21 protein-coding genes and 1 pseudogene are annotated in these 23,410 nt (G+C 43.2%); 8 read left to right on the top strand and 14 right to left on the bottom strand.

Features of this window, described 5'->3' with window-relative positions; genetic code table 11:
- Window positions 1–44 precede the first annotated feature (44 nt).
- Window positions 45–1,229, top strand: coding sequence for an MFS transporter (locus AC3Z9T_RS11655; RefSeq protein ID WP_490126302.1), 1,185 nt, complete (start codon window positions 45–47; stop codon window positions 1,227–1,229).
- 70 nt (window positions 1,230–1,299) lie between these two features.
- On the opposite strand, the gene frdD is transcribed toward AC3Z9T_RS11655, so the two are convergent.
- The 4 genes from frdD to frdA are packed head-to-tail and all read right to left on the bottom strand — an operon-like array spanning window position 1,300 to window position 4,602.
- Window positions 1,300–1,653 carry a fumarate reductase subunit FrdD gene (gene frdD / locus AC3Z9T_RS11650; protein WP_070929008.1) on the bottom strand — a complete coding sequence of 118 codons (354 nt, stop codon included), beginning with the start codon at window positions 1,651–1,653 and terminating at the stop codon, window positions 1,300–1,302.
- 15 nt (window positions 1,654–1,668) lie between these two features.
- A complete protein-coding gene (gene frdC / locus AC3Z9T_RS11645) occupies window positions 1,669–2,064 on the bottom strand; it encodes a fumarate reductase subunit FrdC (RefSeq protein WP_319067092.1) in 396 nt (131 codons plus the stop codon).
- Between the two features lie 14 nt (window positions 2,065–2,078).
- Complete coding sequence (locus AC3Z9T_RS11640) at window positions 2,079–2,813, bottom strand: succinate dehydrogenase/fumarate reductase iron-sulfur subunit (protein WP_490126301.1); 735 nt, start codon at window positions 2,811–2,813, stop codon at window positions 2,079–2,081.
- Entirely contained in the window at window positions 2,806–4,602 is a 1,797-nt protein-coding gene (gene frdA / locus AC3Z9T_RS11635) for a fumarate reductase (quinol) flavoprotein subunit (RefSeq protein ID WP_490126300.1), read from the bottom strand. Before frdA ends, AC3Z9T_RS11640 begins: the two co-directional genes overlap by 8 nt.
- Before the next feature lie 791 nt (window positions 4,603–5,393).
- Between frdA and epmA the strand changes: the two genes are divergently transcribed.
- The gene (epmA, locus tag AC3Z9T_RS11630) at window positions 5,394–6,371 is read left to right on the top strand and encodes an elongation factor P--(R)-beta-lysine ligase (RefSeq protein WP_490126299.1); all 978 of its coding nucleotides are present in this window, start codon (window positions 5,394–5,396) and stop codon (window positions 6,369–6,371) included.
- Between the two features lie 51 nt (window positions 6,372–6,422).
- Here the strand turns inward: epmA and glpQ are convergent, their stop codons facing one another.
- A complete protein-coding gene (glpQ, locus tag AC3Z9T_RS11625) occupies window positions 6,423–7,499 on the bottom strand; it encodes a glycerophosphodiester phosphodiesterase (protein ID WP_490126298.1) in 1,077 nt (358 codons plus the stop codon).
- A 95-nt stretch (window positions 7,500–7,594) separates the two neighbouring features.
- A complete protein-coding gene (glpT, locus tag AC3Z9T_RS11620) occupies window positions 7,595–8,944 on the bottom strand; it encodes a glycerol-3-phosphate transporter (protein ID WP_490126297.1) in 1,350 nt (449 codons plus the stop codon).
- A gap of 427 nt (window positions 8,945–9,371) precedes the next feature.
- Here glpT and glpA point away from each other — a divergent pair, with 427 nt between their 5' ends.
- The 3 genes from glpA to glpC are packed head-to-tail and all read left to right on the top strand — an operon-like array spanning window position 9,372 to window position 13,502.
- Window positions 9,372–11,027, top strand: a complete 1,656-nt coding sequence (glpA, locus tag AC3Z9T_RS11615) for an anaerobic glycerol-3-phosphate dehydrogenase subunit A (protein ID WP_490126296.1) — start codon at window positions 9,372–9,374, stop codon at window positions 11,025–11,027.
- The gene (gene glpB / locus AC3Z9T_RS11610; RefSeq protein WP_490126295.1) at window positions 11,017–12,312 is read left to right on the top strand and encodes a glycerol-3-phosphate dehydrogenase subunit GlpB; all 1,296 of its coding nucleotides are present in this window, start codon (window positions 11,017–11,019) and stop codon (window positions 12,310–12,312) included. The genes glpA and glpB overlap by 11 nt, the downstream gene beginning before the upstream one ends.
- The gene (glpC, locus tag AC3Z9T_RS11605; RefSeq protein WP_140183041.1) at window positions 12,309–13,502 is read left to right on the top strand and encodes an anaerobic glycerol-3-phosphate dehydrogenase subunit GlpC; all 1,194 of its coding nucleotides are present in this window, start codon (window positions 12,309–12,311) and stop codon (window positions 13,500–13,502) included. Before glpB ends, glpC begins: the two co-directional genes overlap by 4 nt.
- A gap of 226 nt (window positions 13,503–13,728) precedes the next feature.
- Here glpC and dhaL read toward each other — a convergent pair whose 3' ends face one another.
- The 3 genes from dhaL to AC3Z9T_RS11590 form a co-directional block, all read right to left on the bottom strand.
- Complete coding sequence (gene dhaL, locus AC3Z9T_RS11600; protein ID WP_490126294.1) at window positions 13,729–14,349, bottom strand: dihydroxyacetone kinase subunit DhaL; 621 nt, start codon at window positions 14,347–14,349, stop codon at window positions 13,729–13,731.
- 11 nt (window positions 14,350–14,360) lie between these two features.
- Window positions 14,361–15,431, bottom strand: a complete 1,071-nt coding sequence (gene dhaK, locus AC3Z9T_RS11595) for a dihydroxyacetone kinase subunit DhaK (RefSeq protein ID WP_490126293.1) — start codon at window positions 15,429–15,431, stop codon at window positions 14,361–14,363.
- A 217-nt stretch (window positions 15,432–15,648) separates the two neighbouring features.
- Complete coding sequence (locus tag AC3Z9T_RS11590; RefSeq protein WP_490126292.1) at window positions 15,649–16,317, bottom strand: 7-cyano-7-deazaguanine/7-aminomethyl-7-deazaguanine transporter; 669 nt, start codon at window positions 16,315–16,317, stop codon at window positions 15,649–15,651.
- Window positions 16,318–16,492: 175 nt separating this feature from the next.
- Between AC3Z9T_RS11590 and tusA the strand changes: the two genes are divergently transcribed.
- Complete coding sequence (gene tusA / locus AC3Z9T_RS11585; RefSeq protein ID WP_490126291.1) at window positions 16,493–16,747, top strand: sulfurtransferase TusA; 255 nt, start codon at window positions 16,493–16,495, stop codon at window positions 16,745–16,747.
- A gap of 108 nt (window positions 16,748–16,855) precedes the next feature.
- Here the strand turns inward: tusA and AC3Z9T_RS11580 are convergent, their stop codons facing one another.
- The 3 genes from AC3Z9T_RS11580 to AC3Z9T_RS11570 all read right to left on the bottom strand — a co-directional run bounded on the left by AC3Z9T_RS11580 (window position 16,856) and on the right by AC3Z9T_RS11570 (window position 21,266).
- A complete protein-coding gene (locus tag AC3Z9T_RS11580; protein ID WP_490126290.1) occupies window positions 16,856–17,788 on the bottom strand; it encodes an Rpn family recombination-promoting nuclease/putative transposase in 933 nt (310 codons plus the stop codon).
- Between the two features lie 322 nt (window positions 17,789–18,110).
- Complete coding sequence (locus AC3Z9T_RS11575; protein WP_490126289.1) at window positions 18,111–20,498, bottom strand: zinc/cadmium/mercury/lead-transporting ATPase; 2,388 nt, start codon at window positions 20,496–20,498, stop codon at window positions 18,111–18,113.
- A 141-nt stretch (window positions 20,499–20,639) separates the two neighbouring features.
- Complete coding sequence (locus AC3Z9T_RS11570; RefSeq protein ID WP_490126608.1) at window positions 20,640–21,266, bottom strand: lysoplasmalogenase; 627 nt, start codon at window positions 21,264–21,266, stop codon at window positions 20,640–20,642.
- Between the two features lie 110 nt (window positions 21,267–21,376).
- Between AC3Z9T_RS11570 and AC3Z9T_RS11565 the strand changes: the two genes are divergently transcribed.
- Window positions 21,377–21,727: a DUF2500 domain-containing protein gene (locus AC3Z9T_RS11565; RefSeq protein ID WP_490126288.1), complete on the top strand. Its 351-nt coding sequence runs from the start codon at window positions 21,377–21,379 to the stop codon at window positions 21,725–21,727.
- A gap of 6 nt (window positions 21,728–21,733) precedes the next feature.
- On the opposite strand, the gene AC3Z9T_RS11560 is transcribed toward AC3Z9T_RS11565, so the two are convergent.
- Both AC3Z9T_RS11560 and rsmD read right to left on the bottom strand, forming a co-directional pair.
- Entirely contained in the window at window positions 21,734–22,021 is a 288-nt protein-coding gene (locus tag AC3Z9T_RS11560) for a DUF1145 family protein (RefSeq protein ID WP_490126287.1), read from the bottom strand.
- Window positions 22,011–22,613, bottom strand: a complete 603-nt coding sequence (gene rsmD, locus AC3Z9T_RS11555) for a 16S rRNA (guanine(966)-N(2))-methyltransferase (RefSeq protein ID WP_490126286.1) — start codon at window positions 22,611–22,613, stop codon at window positions 22,011–22,013. Before rsmD ends, AC3Z9T_RS11560 begins: the two co-directional genes overlap by 11 nt.
- Window positions 22,614–22,832: 219 nt before the next feature.
- On the opposite strand from rsmD, the pseudogene AC3Z9T_RS11550 reads away from it, so the two are divergent.
- Window positions 22,833–23,410 (top strand): annotated as a pseudogene (locus AC3Z9T_RS11550) (signal recognition particle-docking protein FtsY); the annotation flags it as partial.

Raw genomic sequence — 23,410 nt, 5'->3', positions numbered from 1 at the left:
ATATAATTATATCCTTTTAAAGGATGCAATATTAAGGAATTAGCATGAAATGGAGATTCAGATTTGGCGCTGTCATGGGAAATGCTTTGGAATACTACGATGTTGCCGTATTTGCAGCAATATCCATGTATCTCAGTGCTGAATTAGAACGTCAAGGCTATCAACAAGCCACAGAAATGGTATGGGGGATCTTTGCTTTAAGGTTTATTACCCGGCCTATTGGTGGCTATGTAATTGGTCGTTACGCAGATAAGTTTGGCAAAAAGAATGCATTGATTTTAACCAGTATTATTACTGGGGTTTCAACATTGTGCATGGCATTTTTGCCAATATCGTTATTGGGGGCTTATACACCATTTGTTATATTGATACTACAAATGATTTTGTCGTTTAGTTATGCAGGGGAATATCCTGCGCTAGCGACCTATTTATTGCATGATGCAAAAAAGAATGAGTATGCACGAATATCCGCTCTGATGACAGGAAGTGGGTTAACAGGGGTTATCGTTTCTTTGGCTGTCGTGCTATTGCTAGAGGATCTACTTGATCCCTATACGATGCAGACAATCGGTTGGCGTATTCCTTTACTGCTAGGTGTTGTCAATATTATGGCCAGTTTTTGGTTTCGTTCGCGTTTACCGAATTTACCAATGAATTATCGTGAACGTCGCCATATCAACTGGTATCTCGCATTTCATATCTTTCTTATCGCTGTTCCGGGAGCGATTACTTTTTACGCAATGAATTTATCGTCCTCTTTAATTCGTGAATATTTAAATATTGGCGGATTGAAAAGTGTTTATTCGTTAGTTTTATCCAGTCTATTGTTTGTGTTTATAGCGATATGTGCTTGGCTAACCGATAAGTATAGCTCAGCAGAAAAAATATATCGTGTTGGGGTGATTGGAACAATTTTGTGTTCGGTTCCCCTCTATTTTGTCATGACGAGTCAGGTGATTGAATTGGTATTTTTTGCGCTATTGACCATGATGGTTTTTGCCACAATGGTGTTGTGCAATTGGGCATATATGATGGCTGCAAAAGCGAATGGTCAGGCGACAGAACTGGGTATTGGTTATAATGTTTCATCGACCATTATTGGCGGTACAACTCCCCTTGTGGTGAGTTATTTGGTTGGTATGCATTTAACTTATGTAGGCGGTTTTGTTGCTTTATGTTGTTTGACTTTATTGATATCGAATCGGCTGCCTAAGCCACAGACAGCTTAGCAAATAAAAAAGCAGCTGCTAGAAATTAACTAGCCGCTGCTTTTATTGGTGGTTAGTGGTTAGGTGTTATTTACAGAGTAAATACACCGATAACTGCGATCACAGAGATGATCGCTGAAGCACCATAGAAAACCCATTTTGACGCAGGAACATGCACTTTAAAATCATGCAGTGTGTGGTGAATACGGTGCATACCACACCATACTGGCAAAATGATCATCAGTAATAAGAACACGCGGCCAATAAAGCTAGAGCAGAATGCCATAATGCGTTCATAGCTGAGCATTTCAGGTGCGACGCCTAGCGGAATTAAAATCCCCAGTAGGATAATAATTGCAGGGCCTATAACCGCACTCCACATACCACCGGCACCAAATAATCCCCAGAAAATCGGTTCATCGGAACGTTTAGGCGTTAGATTCATCAGATCCTCCTTGGATTAAAATAGTAGCGCGATAGCTAAGATCGCCGCTGTAACGATAATGGTTAATGCCCAAAAGCCTTTTACGATAGGCTCATCTGGCATTTTCTTATCTTTAACAATAATCGCGACAGCTTTCGGCGCTAATTTAAACCATGTTGTGGTGTGCAGTAGCGTTGCTGCTAACGTAATAATGTTAATGATCAAAACGATTGGGTTATGCAAGAAGCCCACAAAGCCAGCCCATGATTCAGGGCCGCCTTTCAGAGCAAATACGCCGTACAGAACAAGCAGGCTGAACCAAACTTGTAGTACGGAAGTACTTTCACGCATGATATAAAAGCGATAGAAACCAAGCTTTTGCCACCAGTCGCCTTTCATTTCCCTGACGTAGGGTTTACGTTTTGTTGTCATGACTTCAATTCTCCTTATCGTGGCTTCAGCATGGCGATGACAAGGTCTTGCGCACTGGCAACTTTACCTTGTTGAATTGCCGCCGCAGGGTCGACATGCTTAGGACAGACTTCAGAGCAGTAGCCTACAAACGTACAGCTCCAGACACCGTTATCGCCATTTAACAATGGCATACGTTCTTTCGCACCATGGTCACGGCTATCAAGATTGTAGCGCTCTGCTAATGTAATCGCTGCTGGCCCAATGAACTCAGGGTTAAGACCGAATTGTGGACAAGCCGCATAGCATAGGCCGCAGTTAATACAGCCAGAGAACTGATGGTATTTCGCCATCTGTGCTGGGGTTTGCTTGTTCGGGCCTTCTGATGGTTTTCTATCGTTACCAATAATATATGGCTTGATCGCTTCTAGGCGCTCGATAAAGTGAGTCATATCAACAACCAAATCGCGTTCGATTGGGAAGTTGCCTAATGGCTCCACTTTCACCCCTTCAGGGTAATCGCGCAGGAAGGTTTTACAGGCCAGTTTTGGTACGCTATCAACCATCATGCCGCAAGAACCGCAGATCGCCATACGGCACGACCAACGATAAGACAGATCAGGCGCAAGGTTATCTTTAATATAACCTAAAGCATCCAGCAACGAGGTTTGCTCATCATAAGGGACATCATATGCCACTAAATGGGGCTCATTATCCGTTTCTGGATTGTAGCGCATGATCTCCATTTTTAAGTGTTTCATATCATCCATTAGCTTGCTCCTTCTTTGCCTTCTCTTGAGCTTCAGCTTCTGCACCATATACACGTTTTGCTGGCTGAGATTTAGTAATCTTCACATCACTGTATTCAAGGCGAGGTGAGCCTTCAGGGTTATAGAATGCCAATGTGTGTTTTAAGAAGTTCACATCATCACGCTCTGTGCAGCCTTCGTCGAGACGTTGGTGTGCACCACGTGATTCTTTACGGTTAATCGCTGAATGCGCCATACATTCTGCAACATCCAAACCAAATCCGAGTTCGATGGTGTAAAGAAGGTCAGTATTGAAGACGCTGCTATGGTCGCTGATTTCAACGTGTTTGAAGCGTTCTTTCAATTCTGCAATCTTATCAACGGTTTTTTGCATTAGCTCAGGTGTACGATAGATACCGCAACCTTCTTCCATTGATAGACCCATTTCATCACGAATTTTCGACCAACTTTCTTTACCTTTTTGGTTGAGAAGTTGATTCAGGTTTTCTTCGATATCACGAGTACGTGCTTCGATAGCATTTGCATTTGCTGGTGTCGCTTCCGCTGCATGTTTTGCCGCTTGCTCACCCGCTAGGCGACCAAATACCACTAATTCAGCTAATGAGTTAGAGCCTAAGCGGTTTGCACCGTGAAGACCGACAGATGAACATTCACCAACAGCGAATAAGCCTTTGATGCGTGTTTCACAGTTTTGATCGGTTTCGATACCACCCATTGTGTAGTGAGCGGTAGGGCGCACTGGGATAGGATCGGTCACAGGGTCAACACCAACGTAAGCTTTTGCCAGTTCGCAAATAAATGGCAGACGCTCATGCAGTTTTTCTGCACCAAGGTGACGCAGATCCAGATAGACGACATCACCTCGGTGAGTGCTGATAGTGCGTCCTGCACGCCATTCGTGCCAGAAAGCTTGTGAAACTTTGTCACGCGGACCGAGTTCCATATATTTGTTTTCAGGTTTACCGAGTGGGGTTTCTGGTCCCATTCCGTAATCTTGAAGGTAGCGGTAGCCATCTTTGTTAACAAGGATCCCGCCTTCACCACGGCAGCCTTCAGTCATTAGGATCCCTGATCCAGGAAGACCGGTTGGGTGATATTGAACAAATTCCATGTCACGCAGTGGTACACCGTGGCGGAAAGCCATACCCATACCATCGCCAGTCACAATACCACCATTGGTATTGTAGCGGTAAACACGGCCTGCACCGCCTGTTGCCATGACGATAGAGTTAGCACGGATCTGAACTTTAGTGCCTTCCATCATATTGAGGGCTACCAGACCACGAACTTGGCCTTCGTCCACAATGATGTCAAGAACGAAATGTTCATCAAAGCGCTGAATTTGCGGGTATTTTAATGATGTTTGGAAAAGAGTGTGGAGCATATGGAAGCCGGTTTTGTCAGCAGCAAACCAAGTACGCTCAATTTTCATTCCACCAAAGCGGCGAACGTTAACTGAACCATCTGGTTTACGGCTCCAAGGGCAGCCCCATAGTTCCAGTTGGGTCATTTCTGTTGGGCAGTGTTCGACGAAATATTCGACGACATCTTGCTCACACAGCCAGTCACCACCTGCAACAGTATCATTAAAATGATAGTCATAGGAGTCATGGGCCTGAGTCACTGCGGCTGATCCCCCCTCTGCGGCCACGGTATGGCTACGCATAGGGTAAACTTTTGAGATCAGAGCAATCTTGATGTTGGGATTTGCTTCTGCGGCAGCAATCGCTGCACGTAAGCCTGCGCCCCCGGCCCCGATAATCGCTAGATCGGCATTGAAGGTTTGCACTGCGCTTCTCCATTGTTCAAGTGTAAATTGATAAATTCTTTTAAATACTTTTGATACTTAGCTATTTATTTGTCAGAGCCACTTAGGTGATCCTGCAAAACTCTCTTTTTTTATTAGTAAATAATATAATAGCTAATAATGAGTTATCATGCTGGGAATTATAGCGAATAGTCCCAGTGATAAATTTGATATAGAGGGGGGTTTTAGGTGATTAACCCCATAAAATGTGATCTGCACCAAGTTTTTGTTAATTGTTTTTTCATGATTGGCATTTTAAGTTTGATGAAGAGTAAAAAAATGGAAATTCAAATGATTACCATTATTTTTAGGTGTGTAAGCAGCGCTAAAATCTAACTGAAATAGTTCGCACAACAAGGCTCAGAGCAAAATATAACAAAAATTTACTCAAGTGGTCTTATTTATTCCAAATATCGATTTATGGATTAATTAATCAATATTTAAATATCTAATTTCGATGTTGTAATTCTTGTCGTGATCATTTTTCAGAATATTTTTGTATATTCTTCATTTATAACGCCACGTTAACATTATATAAAAAATAATCATCTTTTTGCCTTACAGGCATCAATTGCCAATCATTATGCGAAAAGGTTTTTTGCTTAATCGGTTGAAGCAGAGGATAATCGCGCATCAATCCGCTTACCTTGTTACATGTTTGTGTACCTACAATGTTTATTACAGCGTCATTGCATTTGCTTAGAGCGAATGCATTGTTTGTAGGGCAAGAGGTGAGTAAACTGCGCGACTATGTTTATTTTGGAGTTATGTTAATGAGTGAAGTAGCGGACTGGCAGCCCAGTGCCCCCATCGCTAACCTGTTGCAGCGCGCAAAGATCGTCGCTGAAATAAGACGTTTTTTTGCTGAGCGCTGCGTGCTAGAGGTGGAAACCCCAGCAATGAGTCAGGCAACCATCACAGATATCCACCTTGTTCCGTTTAATACCCGTTTTGTCGGGCCGGGTGCTGCACAAGGGATTGAGCTTTATCTGATGACTAGCCCTGAATACCATATGAAGCGTTTGCTTGCCGCGGGTAGTGGGCCAATTTACCAGCTCTGTCGTAGTTTTCGTAATGAGGAAGCCGGGAGGCATCACAACCCTGAATTTACGATGCTTGAATGGTATCGTCCTCATTATGATATGTATCGTCTAATCAACGAGGTTGATGACTTGCTTCAGCAAGTCCTAGATTGCGAAAGTGCAGAACTTCTTTCTTATCAACAAGCGTTTTTACGTCATTTAGATATTGACCCTCTCTCTGCTGAAAAAAGTGAATTAAGGGAGGTTGCTGCACGTTTAGATCTGAGCAATATTGCGGATCAAGAAGAAGATAGAGATACTTTATTACAGCTGTTGTTTACGGTGGGCGTTGAGCCTCATATTGGTAAAGAAAAACCTGCGGTGGTTTATCATTTCCCTGCAACGCAAGCTTCTTTGGCTGAAATTAGCACTGAAGATCACCGTGTCGCGGAGCGTTTTGAGGTTTACTTTAAAGGTATGGAGTTAGCGAATGGTTTCCGCGAGTTAACCGATGCTAGCGAACAACGTCAACGTTTTGAACAAGATAACCGCCGTCGTGCTGCGATGGAGCTACCTGTGCACCCGATTGATGAGCGTTTACTAGATGCACTGGCTCATGGGTTGCCTGAATGTTCAGGAGTGGCATTAGGGGTCGATCGCCTGATTATGTTGGCGCTAAATGCAGAAAAAATCAGTGATGTGATTGCATTTCCTGTGACGATTGCTTGATAAGTTGTCTGATTGCAGCCAAACGGCTGCAATCAACTCAATTATTGTGTATTACTGATGTTGTTTCTGTTTTTGTAGAAATTTTACCCCTAGATCAGGGAAATCAGTAAAGGCACCGTCAACATCAGCTTGGTTGTAGATAATGTCAAACAGTTGCTGACCATCTTTTGCATATTTAGGTAATTTATCGACACGAATAGTATAAGGGTGCACCGCCATATTGTTGGCGTGAGCATCTTTAACCATGCCGGTTAGCTTAATATTATCAGGCGTTGACTCTTCGCTGACTAACATATGGTAATCAGGGCCAATACCGTCTGCATATTTAGCCACTTCTTTCATTGAGTCAGGCTTGAACATCCAGTCATAACTGTAGTTTACCCAGGTTCCGTCTGGTTTTTGTTCCTGAGTTTCATTCCAATCGGTGTAAGCGATCAACTGAACTAGTTTTAAATTCATGCCCATTTCTGGCATCAATGTATTTTTAATACGTTTAAGTTCATTAGCATCAAAACATTGCAGATAAACATTTGAGTCTTTATTGGTATAACCGTATTGTTTAAGGACTTCGAGGGTTTTTTTAGTGATGTCCTTGCCTTCCTGTTGATGGAACCAAGGCGCTTTGATTTCAGGATAGATACCGATGTTTTTACCTGTCGATTTATTCAAACCTTGAATAAATTCGATTTCTTCTTGGAACGTATGTACACGGAAATCAGATTTCCCCATTGGGAAACGGTTTGGATAACTTTGAACCTTTTTACCATCGACAATATCAAACCCTTCAGTGAATTTTAGTGATTTGATTTCATCAAGGGTGAAGTCGATAGCGTAATAGCGTCCATCTTTGCGAGCACGATCAGGAAAACGTTCTGCAACATCAGTGACACGATCAAGAAAATGGTCATGCAGCACAACCAGTTCATTGTCTTTGGTCATCACCAAATCTTGTTCAAGAAAATCTGCACCTTGCGCGTAAGCCATCGCTTTCGCTGGTAGTGTGTGTTCTGGTAAGTAGCCACTGGCGCCACGGTGAGCGATAACGACTTTCTCTGCTGCTTGCGCAACAGCCGTCGCTGACATCACTAAAACCATACTGGCGACCAATGTTTTGAATCGGAAGTGCATGATGATATCTCCTTGTCACTCTATAGGTAAAAAAATAGGCCATACTTCTTAATAAGAACATGACCTATTTAGGTTAAAGCATTAATGTGAACTTTTTAGTTCATTTTCGCTAATTCGCGCTTATGTTTAGTTTCGCTAAGCATAACGATGAACAGCAGAACAACCGCTAATGCAGAACCACCGATCATGACAGCAAAACCGCCGTCCCAACCGAAGTAGTCAACGGTATAACCAACGATTGCACTTGCGGCTACAGAACCACCGAGGTAACCAAACAGGCCGGTGAAGCCTGCTGCAGTACCTGCTGCTTTCTTCGGTGCGAGCTCAAGTGCGTGCAAGCCGATCAGCATTACAGGGCCGTAGATTAAGAAACCGATGATTAACATACATGCCATATCGACATTCGGGTTACCTGCTGGGTTCATCCAGAAAACGATGGTGGCAATGGTCACCAAAATCATGAAGAACACACCCGTTGCACCACGGTTACCACGGAATACTTTATCTGACATCCAACCGCACAGTAGCGTACCTGGGATACCTGCATATTCGTACAGGAAGTAAGCCCAAGAAGATTTATCCATTGCAAAGTGTTTCACTTCACGCAGGTAAGTTGGCGACCAGTCAAGAACACCATAACGTAGTAGGTAAACGAAGACGTTAGCAATTGCGATCATCCACAGAAGTTTGTTAGGGAAAACATACTTCATAAAGATTTCTTTGGCAGTTAGCTCTTGCTCATCGGATTCTTTGTAGTCAGGTGGGTAATCGTTTTTATATTCTTCGATTGGTGGTAAACCACAAGACTGTGGTGTATCGCGCATCAATGCAAAGGCAATCATAGCAACGAGGATCGCGCCAAATGCAGGCATATACAGTGCAGCTTTCCAGTCGTTAAACCATGCCATGCCTAGCATGAACAGTAGAGGAGGAATACCACCACCAACGTTGTGAGCACAGTTCCAAATAGAAACAATCCCACCACGTTCTTTTTGCGACCACCAGTGAACCATAGTACGGCCACAAGGAGGCCAACCCATACCTTGGAACCAGCCACATAGGAACAGCAGGACGAACATCACCATGATGCTTGATGTTGCCCATGGCACGAAGCCCATGATAAGCATCACCACTGCGGCGAGGATCAGACCGGCGGGTAAGAACACACGCGGGTTAGAACGGTCTGATACTGACCCCATAATGAATTTAGAAAAACCGTATGCGATAGAGATCCCTGACAGTGCAAAACCCAGATCCCCTTTGGAGAAGCCTTGTTCAACAAGATATGGCATCGCTAAGGCGAAGTTCTTTCTGACCAAATAATAGGCTGCGTAACCAAAGAAAATACCCATGAAGATTTGCCAACGCAGGCGACGATAGGTCGGATCTATCTTCTCAGCGGGCAACCTCGGGGCATGAGGTGCTGGTTTAAAAATACTTAACATATAGCCTCCGATGGCATGCTAATTGTTATTTAACTCTTTTCTTTTATCTAGCAAGATAAAAATGGTGAGTGTTTTTATTGGTAAAGTAACGAAAACGAAAGTATTTGAGTTTTATATCGAGCAATATCTTTCATAAGTGCGTTTATGATAGTCATAAAAAAACATTTTATCTGTAATCTACTGCACAAATATTTGTTTTATTTATTGGTCGCATAGTTAATGTTATTTGCGAATAAAAAGAAACCATAATGAGTGGATTTATTGTGATTGGCATCACGAATTTTGTCTTTTTATTACTAAATTTGATGTAAATGCTTTCGTTTTTGTTCCTTATCAAACATGCGACACATTTCTTGTCTATATTTAGCTATAGATTATAAAAATAGACCATACTAAAAGTAGTGTTGATGAATGTGAGGAATACGACATGAATGGCTCATCTGTAGCTGAAACGGATGTCATCATTATCGGTGGTGGCGCAACAGGTGCAGGTGTTGCTCGTGACTGCGCCCGTCGAGGTTTAAAAACGGTTTTGCTTGAGCGCCATGATATCGCCACTGGTGCGACAGGGCGCAATCATGGCTTGCTGCACAGCGGAGCACGCTATGCCGTCACCGATGGTGAATCGGCAAGAGAGTGTATTGAAGAAAATAAAATACTAAAACGTATTGCCCATCATTGTATTGAGCGGACAGATGGTTTGTTTATTACCCTGCCGGAAGATTCGCTTGAATACCAACAACAATTCATTCGTGCCTGCCAAGCGGCAGGTATTGATGCGAATGCTATCGATCCTGTGGAAGCTATCCGTCTTGAACCTTCAGTAAACCCACAATTGATTGGTGCCGTTAGAGTACCTGATGGCACGGTTGATCCTTTTCGCTTAACGGCTGCCAATATGTTAGATGCACGTGAACATGGCGCGCAAGTGCTCACTTACCATGAGGTGATTGGGCTGATCCGTGATGGTGACAAAGTTCGCGGTGTTACGGTTTATGATCATCAAGCCAAACGACAATATGATATTTACGCAGAAATGGTGGTTAACGCAGGCGGTATTTGGGGGCAAAAAATCGCCGAATATGCAGACTTAAAAATTAAAATGTTCCCTGCTAAAGGCGCTTTGTTGATTTTAGGTCACCGTCTAAACAACATGGTAATTAACCGTTGCCGTAAACCCGCAGACGCCGATATTTTAGTGCCAGGTGACACGATTTCACTGATTGGTACGACATCAACACATATCGAATACGATCAGATCGATAATATGTATGTGACCCCTGAAGAGGTCGATATTTTGATCCGCGAAGGTTCGATGTTGTCACCTGCATTGGCGAAAACGCGTATTTTGCGTGCTTATGCAGGTGTTCGGCCACTCGTTGCGAGTGATGATGATCCATCTGGTCGTAATGTGAGCCGCGGTATCGTGTTACTCGATCATGCGAAACGCGATGGCTTAGAAAACTTTATTACCATTACTGGCGGTAAGTTGATGACTTATCGACTCATGGCAGAGTGGGCAACCGATAAAGTTTGTGAAAAATTAGGTCATTCAGCGAAATGTACCACTGCGGAAGCTGCATTACCGGGCTCGCAACATAGCGCTGAAGAAGCATTACGCACTGTTGTGGCCATTCCTGCACCAATTCGTGGCTCTGCGGTTTATCGCCACGGCGATCGTGCTTCGGCAATACTCAGTACTGACCGATTAGATAAAAGTTTGGTTTGTGAGTGTGAAGCGGTCACTGCGGGTGAAGTTCGTTATGCGGTTAACTCTTTGACGGTCAATAATTTACTGGATTTACGCCGTCGGACTCGGGTGGGTATGGGGACTTGTCAGGGAGAGCTATGCGCCTGTCGAGCAGCTGGGTTATTAAATCGTTTTAATGTTACAACACCACATGAAACTGAACAGCAATTAGGCCATTTTCTTAATGAGCGCTGGAAAGGTGTGCGTCCCATTGCGTGGGGAGATGCATTACGTGAAAGTGAATTTACCAGTTGGGTTTACCATGGGTTATGTGGCATGAATGAAACAACATTAGGCAAGGTATCTGACAAGGAGGCTGACAATGAAATATGATGCAGTCGTTATGGGCGGAGGGCTAGCTGGCCTTATCTGCGGTATTCGCTTAACTCAGTCAGGCTTATCTTGCGCCATTGTTAGTGCAGGGCAAAATGCGTTGCATTTTTCTTCGGGCTCATTGGATTTATTAACCCACTTGCCTGATGGCCAATTGGTTGAAAAACCGCTTGAAGCTTTAGATACACTGAGCGAACAATCACCGCAACACCCTTATAGCCGGCTTGGCAAATTGGCGGTGATTAAGTTAACTCACCAAGCCGAAGCCTTATTGCAGCAAAGTGGTATAAAACTGCAAGGCTCGAGTGATGAAAATCATTATCGTATAACACCATTAGGTCATAAACGATTGACGTGGTTGAGCCCTAGTTCAGTGCCAACGATTGACCTGCATAAAAAAATGAATATGGGGAAAATAGCCGTTGTAGGTATTGAAGGGTTTTTAGACTTTCAGCCACAAATGGTATCGGATGAATTGCAGCGCGAAGGGATCGATGCGAGTGCCCATTATGTTCACTTGCCTCTGCTGGATAGACTAAGGGAAAATGCTAGCGAATTTAGGGCTATCAACGTCGCTCGCTGGCTAGATCGTCCTGAAAATATGGCGCAAATTGTTGCTGAAATTGCGCCATTAGTTGCTGAATCAGAGTCGATTTTTATGCCTGCTTGCATCGGTTTAGATAGCGAAGAACCGCTGTTAGAGCTGCAAAAACAGCTGGGCAAGCCTATTTATTTATTGCCAACTCTGCCACCGTCATTATTGGGTATTCGCTTGCATGAATCATTGCTACGCCAATTTCGTCGCCAAGGTGGCATTATAATGCCAGGCGATAAAGTGACTTCAGTAAACTGTGTGGGATCACGTATTGAATCCGTGACAACACGCAACCATGGTGATATCTCACTGAAAGCTTCTCAGTTTGTGTTAGCAACCGGCAGTTTTTTCAACAATGGTTTAGTTGCTGAATTTGATCGCGTGTATGAGCCGTTAATGCACCTCGATTTATGTAATATTCCTCAGCGCGCTCAGTGGACTAACAAAGAATTTTTTGCCTCACAGCCTTATATGACATTTGGTGTACAAACTGATGATCAGCTACGTGCACAAAAAGAAGGACAAACCCTTGAAAACTTACATGTCGCTGGTGCTGTTTTAGGCGGTTTTGATCCTTTAACCGAAGGCTGTGGAGCAGGGGTTTCATTGATTAGCGGCTTGCATGCCGCTGATGAAATTATCAGTTATTTTGCAAGACAAAAAGCCATGCAGGCGGAGGTGGCGCAATGAGTATTCAGGATGCAAGCTTTGAAAGCTGTATTAAATGTACAGTTTGTACCACCTATTGCCCTGTTGCTAAGGTGAATCCCCTGTATCCGGGCCCAAAACAAGCGGGGCCAGATGGTGAGCGTTTACGTTTAAAAGACCCAATGATGTACGACGAGGCGCTAAAATATTGCACTAACTGTAAACGTTGCGAGGTTGCTTGCCCGTCAGACGTGAAGATTGGTGATATTATTGCGCGGGCTCGTAATACCTATAGCCAGCAGAAACCGAAACTGCGTGATGCCATATTGAGTCATACTGATCTGATGGGGTCACTATCAACGCCTTTTGCGCCTGTGGTGAATACCATTACTGGTTTGAAACCGGTACGCCAGATCCTTGATAAAGCATTGAAAATCGATCATCGACGTGAATTACCGAAGTACTCATTTGGGACTTTCCGTCGCTGGTATGCAAAACAAGCGGCAGAGCAGCAGAAATTTGCAGAGCAAGTGGCTTTTTTCCATGGTTGCTATGTGAATTATAATCACCCGCAGCTCGGTAAAGATCTGATCAAAGTCTTCAACGGTATGGGGATCGGCGTTCAATTACTAAAACGGGAAAAATGCTGTGGTGTGGCATTGATCGCCAATGGCTTTATGAAACAGGCGAAACGGCAAGCTAATGTGAACTTAGAATCACTCCAAGAAACGATACTAGAAAATCATGTGCCTGTTGTTGCGACCTCATCAACCTGTACCTTTACCATTCGTGATGAATATCCTCATGTGCTGGATGTAGATACGTCGCAAATGCGTGAAAACATCGAGTTAGCAACTCGCTATATTTATCGCTTATTAGAGCAAGGTCGTGAGTTAAAGCTCAAACATACGCCGTTAAAAGTGGCTTACCACACACCATGTCATATGGAAAAAATGGGCTGGACATCTTATACATTGGAACTGATTAAACGAGTGCCTGGGGTGGAATTGATTGTGCTTGATTCACAATGTTGTGGTATCGCAGGAACTTATGGGTTTAAAAAAGAGAACTATGAAGTATCTCAAGGGATTGGCGCGGGATTGTTCCGTCAAATAGAAGAAAGTGGTGCTGATATGGTGATCACTGACTGCGAAACTTGCAAATGGCAAATCGAGATGTCGACCAGTAAGAAATGTGAGCATCCAATTAGCTTGCTAGCAAAAGCACTATAATTACCTCAATAAAAAAGAAAAAGGTATAACACCTTTCAGACTGCTGACAAACGTATTTTGTTTGTCTGTGGTCGTTAAGGTTTTTGAAATCAACGAGGAAAATCAATTTATTGATTTTCGGCTAATAACACGGAGCGGGAAAAACCACGCTTTTATCCCGCTTCGTCAACAACCTCAAAGGCATAACACCCTTTCTCTTTTTTTATATCCCCAACTGAATTGAAAATTACAGTGATTGTTGAAGGGTTTCCATCAGTAGTAACACCGATGTACCGCCCGGATCAGCGTGGCCAATACTGCGCTCGCCAAGGTAGCTCGCTCTCCCTTTGCGTGCTTGCATTGGAATGGTTGACTCAACACCTTGTTTAGCGGCTGTTACTGCGGCTGAAATGGCCTCATTTAACGGCCGTGAGACGGCATTTTCGAGCGCAGCGCTAACTGGCCACCATACATCACACATGGTTTTATCATTTGGTTCTGCTTTGCCGCGAGAAACCACGCCTTCAGTACCTGCTTTGATAAGCTCAGCCAAATCTGCAACGCTCAATACATCTTTACCAGCAGCACTTTGCGCAGCCTTAATAAAAAAAGTGCCAAATAACGGACCGCTAGCTCCACCAACACTCGAAAGCAAAGTCATACCCGTTGTTTTAAGCAGAGTGGCAATGTCTTTGTCCTCAACAGAAGGAAGCTTTTCTGCGACTTTTTGAAAGCCTCGGTTCATATTAAGGCCGTGGTCACCATCGCCAATTGCAGTATCTAGCTCAGTTAAATTGTTTTGCTCCCGAGCGAAGGTTTGTGAACATTGTATTAACCACTGATAGATCTGTTGTTGTGTTAAATTCATCGATTTAGCTCCTAGCATTTCCAACGTAAAGCAGGGGTGTTAACAGGTTCGTCCCAGAGCATCAATGCCTCATCATCCACTTTTAATAAAGTGATGGAAACGCCTTGCATATCAAGCGCGGTGCAGTATGAACCGACTAGGTTACGTTCAATAGTTAGGCCAAATTGCTGACAACAAGTTTGTAAACGATGATAGACCGCATAGAGCTCAGATAGTGGAGTAGCGCCGAGGTTATTGACGAGGGCAATCACACGGTCGCCTTTTTTTAATGGCTGTTTGATTTGTTTATGCTCTTGCCAACTGCCATTTTCACGATCCCATTGGCGGATCACTCGCTCATAATGTCCATTGTCGATCAGTATTTCAAACATCTGATCAACAGTATCATTTAAATTACTAAAGCCGCGCCGCTCAATACCTGGTTCGCCGTGGATACCAACACCAAATTCCATTTCGTTATCAGGCAGTTCAAATGACGGTTTTCCTGCTGCTGGCACTGTGCATGCATGTAAGGCAACGCCTAAACTGTAGCCATTATTATTGGTTCTGTGGCCAAGCTCAACAAGTTGATCAAGCGTGTAGCCTTTAACCGCCGCGGCTCCAAGTATTTTTTCCATTAATACGGTATTGGCAACACCTCGACGACCAGCAGTATATAAACTGTCTTTTACCGCCACATCATCATCGGCTAAAACTGTTGCGACTTGAGTGCCTGCATCATGTAGCAGCTCAGTGGCAGTTTCAAAATTGAGGACATCCCCTGTGTAGTTTTTGATGATCATCAAGACGCCTTCACCGCTATCGATGGCCATTGCACATTCCATCATTTGATCAGGTGTTGGGGAAGTAAACATTTCTCCGGGGCATGCTCCATCTAGCATGCCTAGGCCGATATATCCGCTATGCATGGGTTCATGGCCACTGCCACCGCCAGACAGCAACCCCACTTTATTTTTGATTGGGGCGTCTTTATGAACTAGGTAGGTGGGATCGATATTTAAACGTAGCTCAGGGTGAGCCGCTATCAGCCCTTGATTGACTTCACTGATAATATCTTCAACACGGTTAATCAGTTTTTTCATCTTACGGACTCCAGAGAAGAGAGGTCGATGGTTATATTTGTTCGTTTGTGTTCTTTTTTGAGTGAATTGAAGTGTAAACAGCGCGCTTCGTTTCGATTATGCAATCAGATTATCACGGCTGTGAAATTATTGATGGGGCAAACCAATAAAATGAGAGTTGGATCGGTAATTTTTACTAGGCGATGAGAGGGAATATTTCCCCTCTCATTTCAAGAAATCAATGCTGATTAGCCAGTTTTTGTTCAGAAGTCTGAGCAAAGAAAGTTTTTAGGATAAAATTGAGTAGCACACCATAGGCTGGTAAGAAAAATAACATACAGATTAACAGCTTAAAGGTGTAATCCACTAAAGCAATCTCTACCCAATTCGCCGCCATAAAAGGATCACTGCTGCGATAAAAGGCAATAAAGAAGAAGGCAATCGTATCAATCAAGTTACCAAAAAACATGGCACAAGCAGGGGCTACGTACCAACGTTTGTTTTGGCGTAATTTGTTAAACACGCTGACATCGAGTATCTGCCCAAGTACATAAGCCATAAAACTCGCCGCTGCGATACGCGCAACAAACAGGTTAAATTCATTCAGCGCACTGAAACCTTGCCATTCACCTTGGAAAAACAGTGCTGATACGACGTAAGAGATCAGTAGTGCGGGTAGCATGACTGCGGTAATAATTCGACGAGCCAGTGGCGCACCATAAATACGCACGGTCAGATCGGTGGCTAAGAAAATAAAGGGAAAGGTAAATGCACCCCATGTGGTGTGGAAACCGAAAATATTAATCGGTAGCTGCACTAGGTAGTTGCTAGAGGTAATAATTAAAACATGAAATAACGAGAGCCAAATTAACGCAGTGGCTCGTTGCTGCGCAGTAAACGTAAACATATTGTACCTTTTTAAGTAGCCATGGGGTGAGGGAACCCATAAAACATAGCCTCGATCTCGATATCGAGGAGGCGCGTATAATACGCTTGTTGCGCAACAAAAGCAAAACTGTTAAACCCGAGACGCTTTTTTTATTATATAATCAAAACATCATTTATTTTTTATAAGTATGGTTATGTCTGATTTATTTACAAATGCCACTAAAACCCTTGATACACTTGGCCTACGTTGCCCAGAGCCTGTGATGTTAGTGCGTAAAACTGTTCGTGGAATGAATGCGGGAGAGACGCTACTGATTATTGCTGACGATCCTGCAACAACGCGTGATATACCCGGTTTTTGCCGTTTTATGGAGCATGAATTGCTGGCGGTAGAAGCGGAACAAGCCCCTTATCGTTATTTGTTACGCAAAAAAGCAGAAGGGCTGTAACAGTGATTTGAAACCGTATGGCCAGTTGGGAATATGTTATCTATTTAAAGTTGATCAAGGTACAACGCGAGTTCTACATCGGAACTAGCACCTTGATTTAACGATTAGTTATTGCGTTTTTTCTTCAATCAATGACAAAATCTCTTCGCGGCTTAATTTTGTTCCCATCATGATTAATTCAATACTAACACCAGCAGTGAAGAGCGATTTTACCATTTGACGTTGAGTCATTTTGACACCTTCTTCAATGCCTATTTTATGACCTTTTTCTTGGCCTTCTTGTCGTAGCCGTTCTGCTAAATTCATAACCACCTCTTTATGTTGTGGAATTTGCTGACTAAAGCAATGAACAATTTGTTCAAAGTGTTCTGGAGACTCCAAAACGACCAGTAAGTACTGCAAAATAATCGTAATGTCATCTTGACTGTTACCATTATTATTGAGCGTTTGAGCAAAGAGTTCAACCATTCGTTGATATTCATCCCGCAGGTTTTTATGCTTCATTGCCAATTCCATTACTGCAATTTTTCGATGATTAGCTAGCTCATTATCATCAATCGTAGTGATATCGACTAAAGGGAACGGTTTAAAATACAGTTCCTCGGCAAGTTCCTTCCAATCAAAGCAACGAGTCCATAAATTTGAGTAGGGATAGGGAGACATTTTTCCATGATAAAACAGTATGGGGACAACCAACGGCAGTACCTTGTGCCCTTGCTGTAAGTGTTGGTTCATTGCGGAAAAAGCATAGTACATCAATCGCCAACTCATTAATTTATCGGGTGTTGATTGATGCTCAACTAGTAAATAAAAATAGCCGTCTCCCATATCGGTCTTAACGGAATAGAGGACATCTGACAATCGTGAACGTAATGTATTATCGATAAAAGACGAGTTGGTGAGTGCTAGCGTCTTAAAATCACATAATGATTTGATATTTTCTGGAAGGTAAATATCAAAAAAGTCTCGTGCATTATCGACTTGGTTCAGAAAACCCTTAAAAGTCGCATCATGCGGTGTTTTGGGTAGCTGTAATGACATAACGTAATTGTTTCTATCAAAGTTATTTTCGAACGTTGATAATAACGAATATGGCTGTGAAAGAGGAGCAAGTTACTCCTAATTTTGGCTAAAAAAATAAAAAATTAACCAATTAAAACAATGTGTTATTTGTGATCTTTAAACTGACAACTACATTTGAATAGTGGTAAAACAATAGTTGCTTAGTTGCTTAGTTGCTTAGTTGCTTAGTTGCTTAGTTGCTTAGTTGCTTAGTTGCTTAGTTGACTAGCAATTAGTTTGCTATGCGTATTAGAAAAGCGCCACAAGGGCGCTTTTGACTAAGTGAAACTAATAATGAAACTTATTTTTTCACTTGTGGCAATTTCACTTTCAGTAACCGTACCGCATTTGCCGTGACTAAGGCTGTTGCTCCTGAATCAGCCAATACGGCGACCCATAGCCCTGTGATCCCCAGCAAACTGGTGACTAAGAACACCGCTTTTAAACCAAGTGCAATGGTAATGTTTTCACGAATGATTTTACGAGTCGCTTGCGACAGCGCAATGATTTCTGGCAAACCGGTTAAACGGTTATGAGTCAGTGCAGCGTCTGCCGTTTCCAGTGCCACATCAGTTCCACTTCCCATTGCAACACCAATACTGGATGCTTTCATTGCTGGTGCATCGTTGATGCCATCACCGACCATCATAGTGCTGTGATTACGGTTTAATTCCATCACTGCGGTCACTTTGTCTTCTGGCAGCAAGCCTGCACGGTATTCCATGCCGAGTTGCCCTGCAATTGCGCTGGCTGCTCGTGGGTTATCACCTGTTAACATAACTGCATTAACATTTAAGGCTTTAAGCATACTCATCGCATCAGTTGCATCACTGCGTAAAGTATCTTGTAGTGCGGTTAAGCCAATCACTCGGTTGTTTTCTAAAGTGACGACAACCGTTTTACCTTGTGCCTCAAGTGCTTCAACCTGACTTTGCCAAACAGGCTCAAGTGGCGTATCTAGGCGACTAGGTGCACTCACTAAAACATGTTTATCATTCAAGTAGCCTTCAACACCTTTACCAGCCAGTGCCTTGCGATTTTCAGCTTCTACAACCGTGATTGACAGTGCTTCAGCTTTATTAATAACCGCTTTGGCTAATGGGTGATGTGAGCCTGCCTCAACGGATGCAGTGATCCTCACTAACTCACTCTCTGATATTCCATCTACGGGGACTAAATCAGTGACATGAGGCTTGCCTTCAGTCAGGGTACCCGTTTTATCCAATGCAATAGTGGTAACAGAACCAAGCTGTTCTAATGCCGCACCACCTTTAATTAATGCACCTCGGCGTGTTGCTGTTGCTAAGGCTGAAGTGATTGCTGCTGGCGTTGAGATAACTAACGCACATGGGCAACCAATTAAGAGTAAAGTTAAGCCGCGATAAATCCATGTTTCCCATGCTGCACCAAAGAAAATTGGCGGTACGACCACAACCAGCGCCGAAAACAACATAATTAATGGCGTGTAAATACGGCTAAAGCGGTCAATAAAGCGCTCAATGGGTGCTCGACGCTCTTCTGCTTCCTCAATCAGTTGTAAGATGCGGTCAATGGCGTTTTGACCCTGCTCAGAAACCACTTTCATCTGTACTGCACGATCAACCGACAAACAACCCGCAGCGACTTTTTCACCAATGTTTCGTTCAACAGGAACTGATTCACCCGTTAGAGAGCTTTCATCAAAGCTAGCGAAACCAGAAACCAGTTCAGCATCTGTAGGTAAACGCCCGCCTGGTGCGATCTCAATAATATCGCCTGGTCGTAACTGTGAAACAGGAACGGTAGTTTTTTGCCCATTTTTGACTAATACGGCTTCTTCAGGGACAAGTGCCATTAATGCACTGACGCCACGTCTTGCTCGGCCTGCGGAGTAGGACTCCAGCATTTCACCTAACATAAACAGTAAGATAACCATTGCCGCTTCTTCGGTGGCCTGAATAAAAATAGCGCCTATAGCAGCAACCGTCATCAATGTTTCGATAGCAAAAGGTGTACCTGTTTTAATCAAACGCAATGATTTACGTGCGATGGGGTAAAGCCCAAACAACGTTGTCAGTGTAAAAGCAATCAGACCAACTTGCGGATTGACTAGCTCAATACCCCAGCTAATCGCCATTAGGATCGCTAAAATAATAACGGGTTTTGATTCGGCTAGAAGGCTTGGCGGTGGAGCTATCGCTGCGGCGCTATTATTACCAACATCATGTAATTCATAACCTGCGGCTTCGACGGTTGAACGCACAGCCGTACTGATATCGCTGTCGGCATCAACCACCAGTTTTTCGGTTGCAAACAAAACTTTGGCTTGTGTCACTTGTGCTATTTGTTTAACTGCATTTTCAATTTTTTGTGCGCAGCTTGGGCAATCCATTCCACGAATGATCCAGTTGAAACGTTGCCCCGCGGTTTGTGCAGGTTCAATTTCTTCTGTCACGCCATGGGATGAACTACAGCATGAGCCATGTTGGTGCTCTTTATGATCATGGGTTTGATGAGAGGAACTGCTACAGCTGGTGTGCTGGTGAGTTTCCTCATCATCATCGGGATGTTTCTCGACAGTGCTATGAGCATGGGTATGTGAGTCATCACTTACTTTTTGGCTATTTTGAACAGCAGTAGACGAACAGCTGCTGCTTGAGCAGCAAGAGCTAGTGTGTTGATGTGCTTCTTTATGGTTATGTGAGTGCATATAAGCCCCCTTATCAAACAATGACCTTAATCAATATTGATAAGTCTACACTTTGGAGTCTACTCCAGAGTCAAACAAATAAAGGGGCGCCAATTGATAAAAAATGCTATATGAGAATTTTATCAATTGGCGAAATGCGTTCTATAGGTAAATCGCTCGGATAATAAAGAATTGGCCAAGGAAGTAGAGTGCGGCAATAATTGCTTTTGATGCTTTAAATGGAAAACGGAAGCGCGCGATTAGCCAAATACAGTTAGAAATAAACAGTAAGAAAGCACCAACCATGATGGAGAAGTTGTAATCACGACCTAAACCAAAGAATTGGTCTCCCGCGACCCAAGCCATGATCATACTCATGATTAGCAAGGCAAACACCATAGCTTGCATATCTTCTAGCTTGCTCCAAATTAACACGAGGGTGATGGCCGCAATGACGAGTGGCACAGGGAGCCAAGGTAGATATAAGCTGAAATCAAGTTGCATGCCAAAACTGATGGTATAAAGCAAGTAGCTAGCAAACATCAAAGTTACAGATGCAAGTAAGCGCTCACTTGATAGCATGCGCATCATATCAGCCAACAGTGAAACGGCTAAACCTGCGAGGATCAGGTAACCTTGAGTGGTTAAAAAATCCGCATTCCAACCCCACAATAACAGTAATATCAGCGTGATCGGGCGAAAGAGCCACCGTTGCCACTCAGGGCCACGATAAGCGGCATCAACATATAACCAACCGGAAAACAGTACGGCAAGGAATGGCCAACTAATCATAAACACATCCTTATAAATTCGAATAAATAAAGCAACAGTGGTGGTATTCGTTCTTTAACATTAAGATAAACTATATTGTTGAACAGATTAAGTGCAATGTTAAATTTATGAACAAACCAATTTTATTAATTGTTGTTTTCGCGATTATTGCGGTGTTAGCGACTAAGCGTTTCTTTGACCAACGTAAGCAGAATGAAATTAATGATAGTGCTTTGCCTGCCAGCTATTCAGTGATGGTGGAAAGTAAAAAAGATTATCCTTATCCAAACATGCGCTCCCGTGAACGGGATGTGGTTTCACCAGAAACTTTTCGTTATGAAGTCTATTTTAAGCCCTTAAATAATGCAGAAGTAATAAAAGTGATCGTAACTGAGACTCAGTATCAAGAAATTGAGCAAGGTAGCCAAGGAACATTGCGCATGCAAGGAACAAGGTTCCTTAGCTTCAAGCCAAACTAATGGGCTCTATTGTTTTTTCTTTGCATCTTCAATGGCTTGTTTTTGTTTCTTTTGCATGGCTAACATTTCAAATACGCCAAAAAAGAAAATCCGTGTTTGTAGCCAACCGGAGAGTTTTTCACCCTTAGCTAAGGTTGCTTTCAAAAAAATGGTTTGCAATGCGTGCATGAAAATCATAAAGATCATGGCAACATCCATAAAGTACTTCAATGGTTTAGGAAATGGATGAATTAAATTAAAAGCCATAAATGCCCAAACACAAATCATTAGTGCACGGCCTGCATTAATTAGCATGACTTGTTTCCTCAATTGAATGACGAATAAATAAGCGGTAGGCCACTTGGCCTGCAATTTTTTCACGATGAAGCTGCCAATTAGCTGGGATATTAGTGAGCGGTGACTCCGCTTCTGACTCAACATATATCCAGCTTTCATCAGCTAACCACTGGTTTTTTTCTAATAATTGAATAGTTTCGTTCAGTAAGCCTTTACGAAAAGGAGGGTCGATAAATACCACATTAAAAGGCGTGCCTGTTTGTGCAAGCACTGCGAGGCTATTACCTTGTATGATTGTGGCACTATCGGCTTGCAAACGAGCTTTGTTTTCAGTAAGTAACTGACAGTTTTGTTTATCCAATTCGATAAAAGTGACATTGTTGGCAAACCGAGAAAGTGCTTCAAACCCAAGTGAACCGCTACCCGCAAAACAATCAAGACAGCGAGCATCGCGTATAGTTGGCATTAACCAGTTAAATAAGGTTTCTTTAATTCTATCGGTAGTGGGACGTAAACCCTCACTATCGCGGACAGGAAGCTTTCTTCCGCGCCATTTGCCGCCGATGATACGTATTTGACCCATCGATGTGCTTTGTGGTTTTTTTGCCATAATATCCATTGTTGCTCATATAGAGCTGAGCGTCGAAAAATTGATGTTATCTATTGTAGCGCGTCATTTTCACAGTTTTAACTTAAAAAATCAGATTAAATTGTTATGATTTTTCTTTCAGATATGTGTTGCTGCGCGATGAAATGATAGACTGCATGTAATTTTATTGCGATTTAATTATTAAGCGCCATGTTTTTACCGCGAGGAGTGTAGTGGCTGATGGCTAAAGACAAGAAAAAAGGCTTTTTCTCATGGTTGGGTTTTGGTCGTAAAGATGAAAAAGAAACTCAACAGCAAGAAGCAGAACAACAAAAAATAGAGGCTGCTAAAGAGAGTGAGCTGCAACAACAGAATAATGAGGCTGCTATTAAAGCCGCTGAAGATGAAGCCGAGCGTCAGTATCAAGAGAAGCAAGCTCAAGAGCAAGCTGCAATTAAGGCGGCAGAGGAAGAGGCTGAGCGTCAATATCAAGCACAGCAAGCTGAGATAAAAGCGGCTCAAGAAGACGCTGAACGCCAACGCCAAGCAGAGCTGGCTGCGATTGAAGCGGCTACCGTAGAAGCAGAGCGTAAAAAATATCAGGAAGAGCAAGAAAGGATTGCTGAATTAGCGGCTAAGCAACAGAGAGAAGCTGAGGTTGCCGCCGCGAAAGCCGCAGCAGAGCAAGCAGAGCGTGAGCGCCAAGAATCAGAAGCGGCACGTTTAGCGGAAGAAGAAGCGGAGCGCCAACGCCAAGCGGAAGCTACCGTAGCGAAAGCCGCAGCAGAACAAGCAGAGCGTGAGCGCCAAGAAGCAGA

The organism is Providencia sp. 6390 (assembly GCF_058148425.1).
This window is presented reverse-complemented; position numbering and strand designations above follow the sequence as displayed.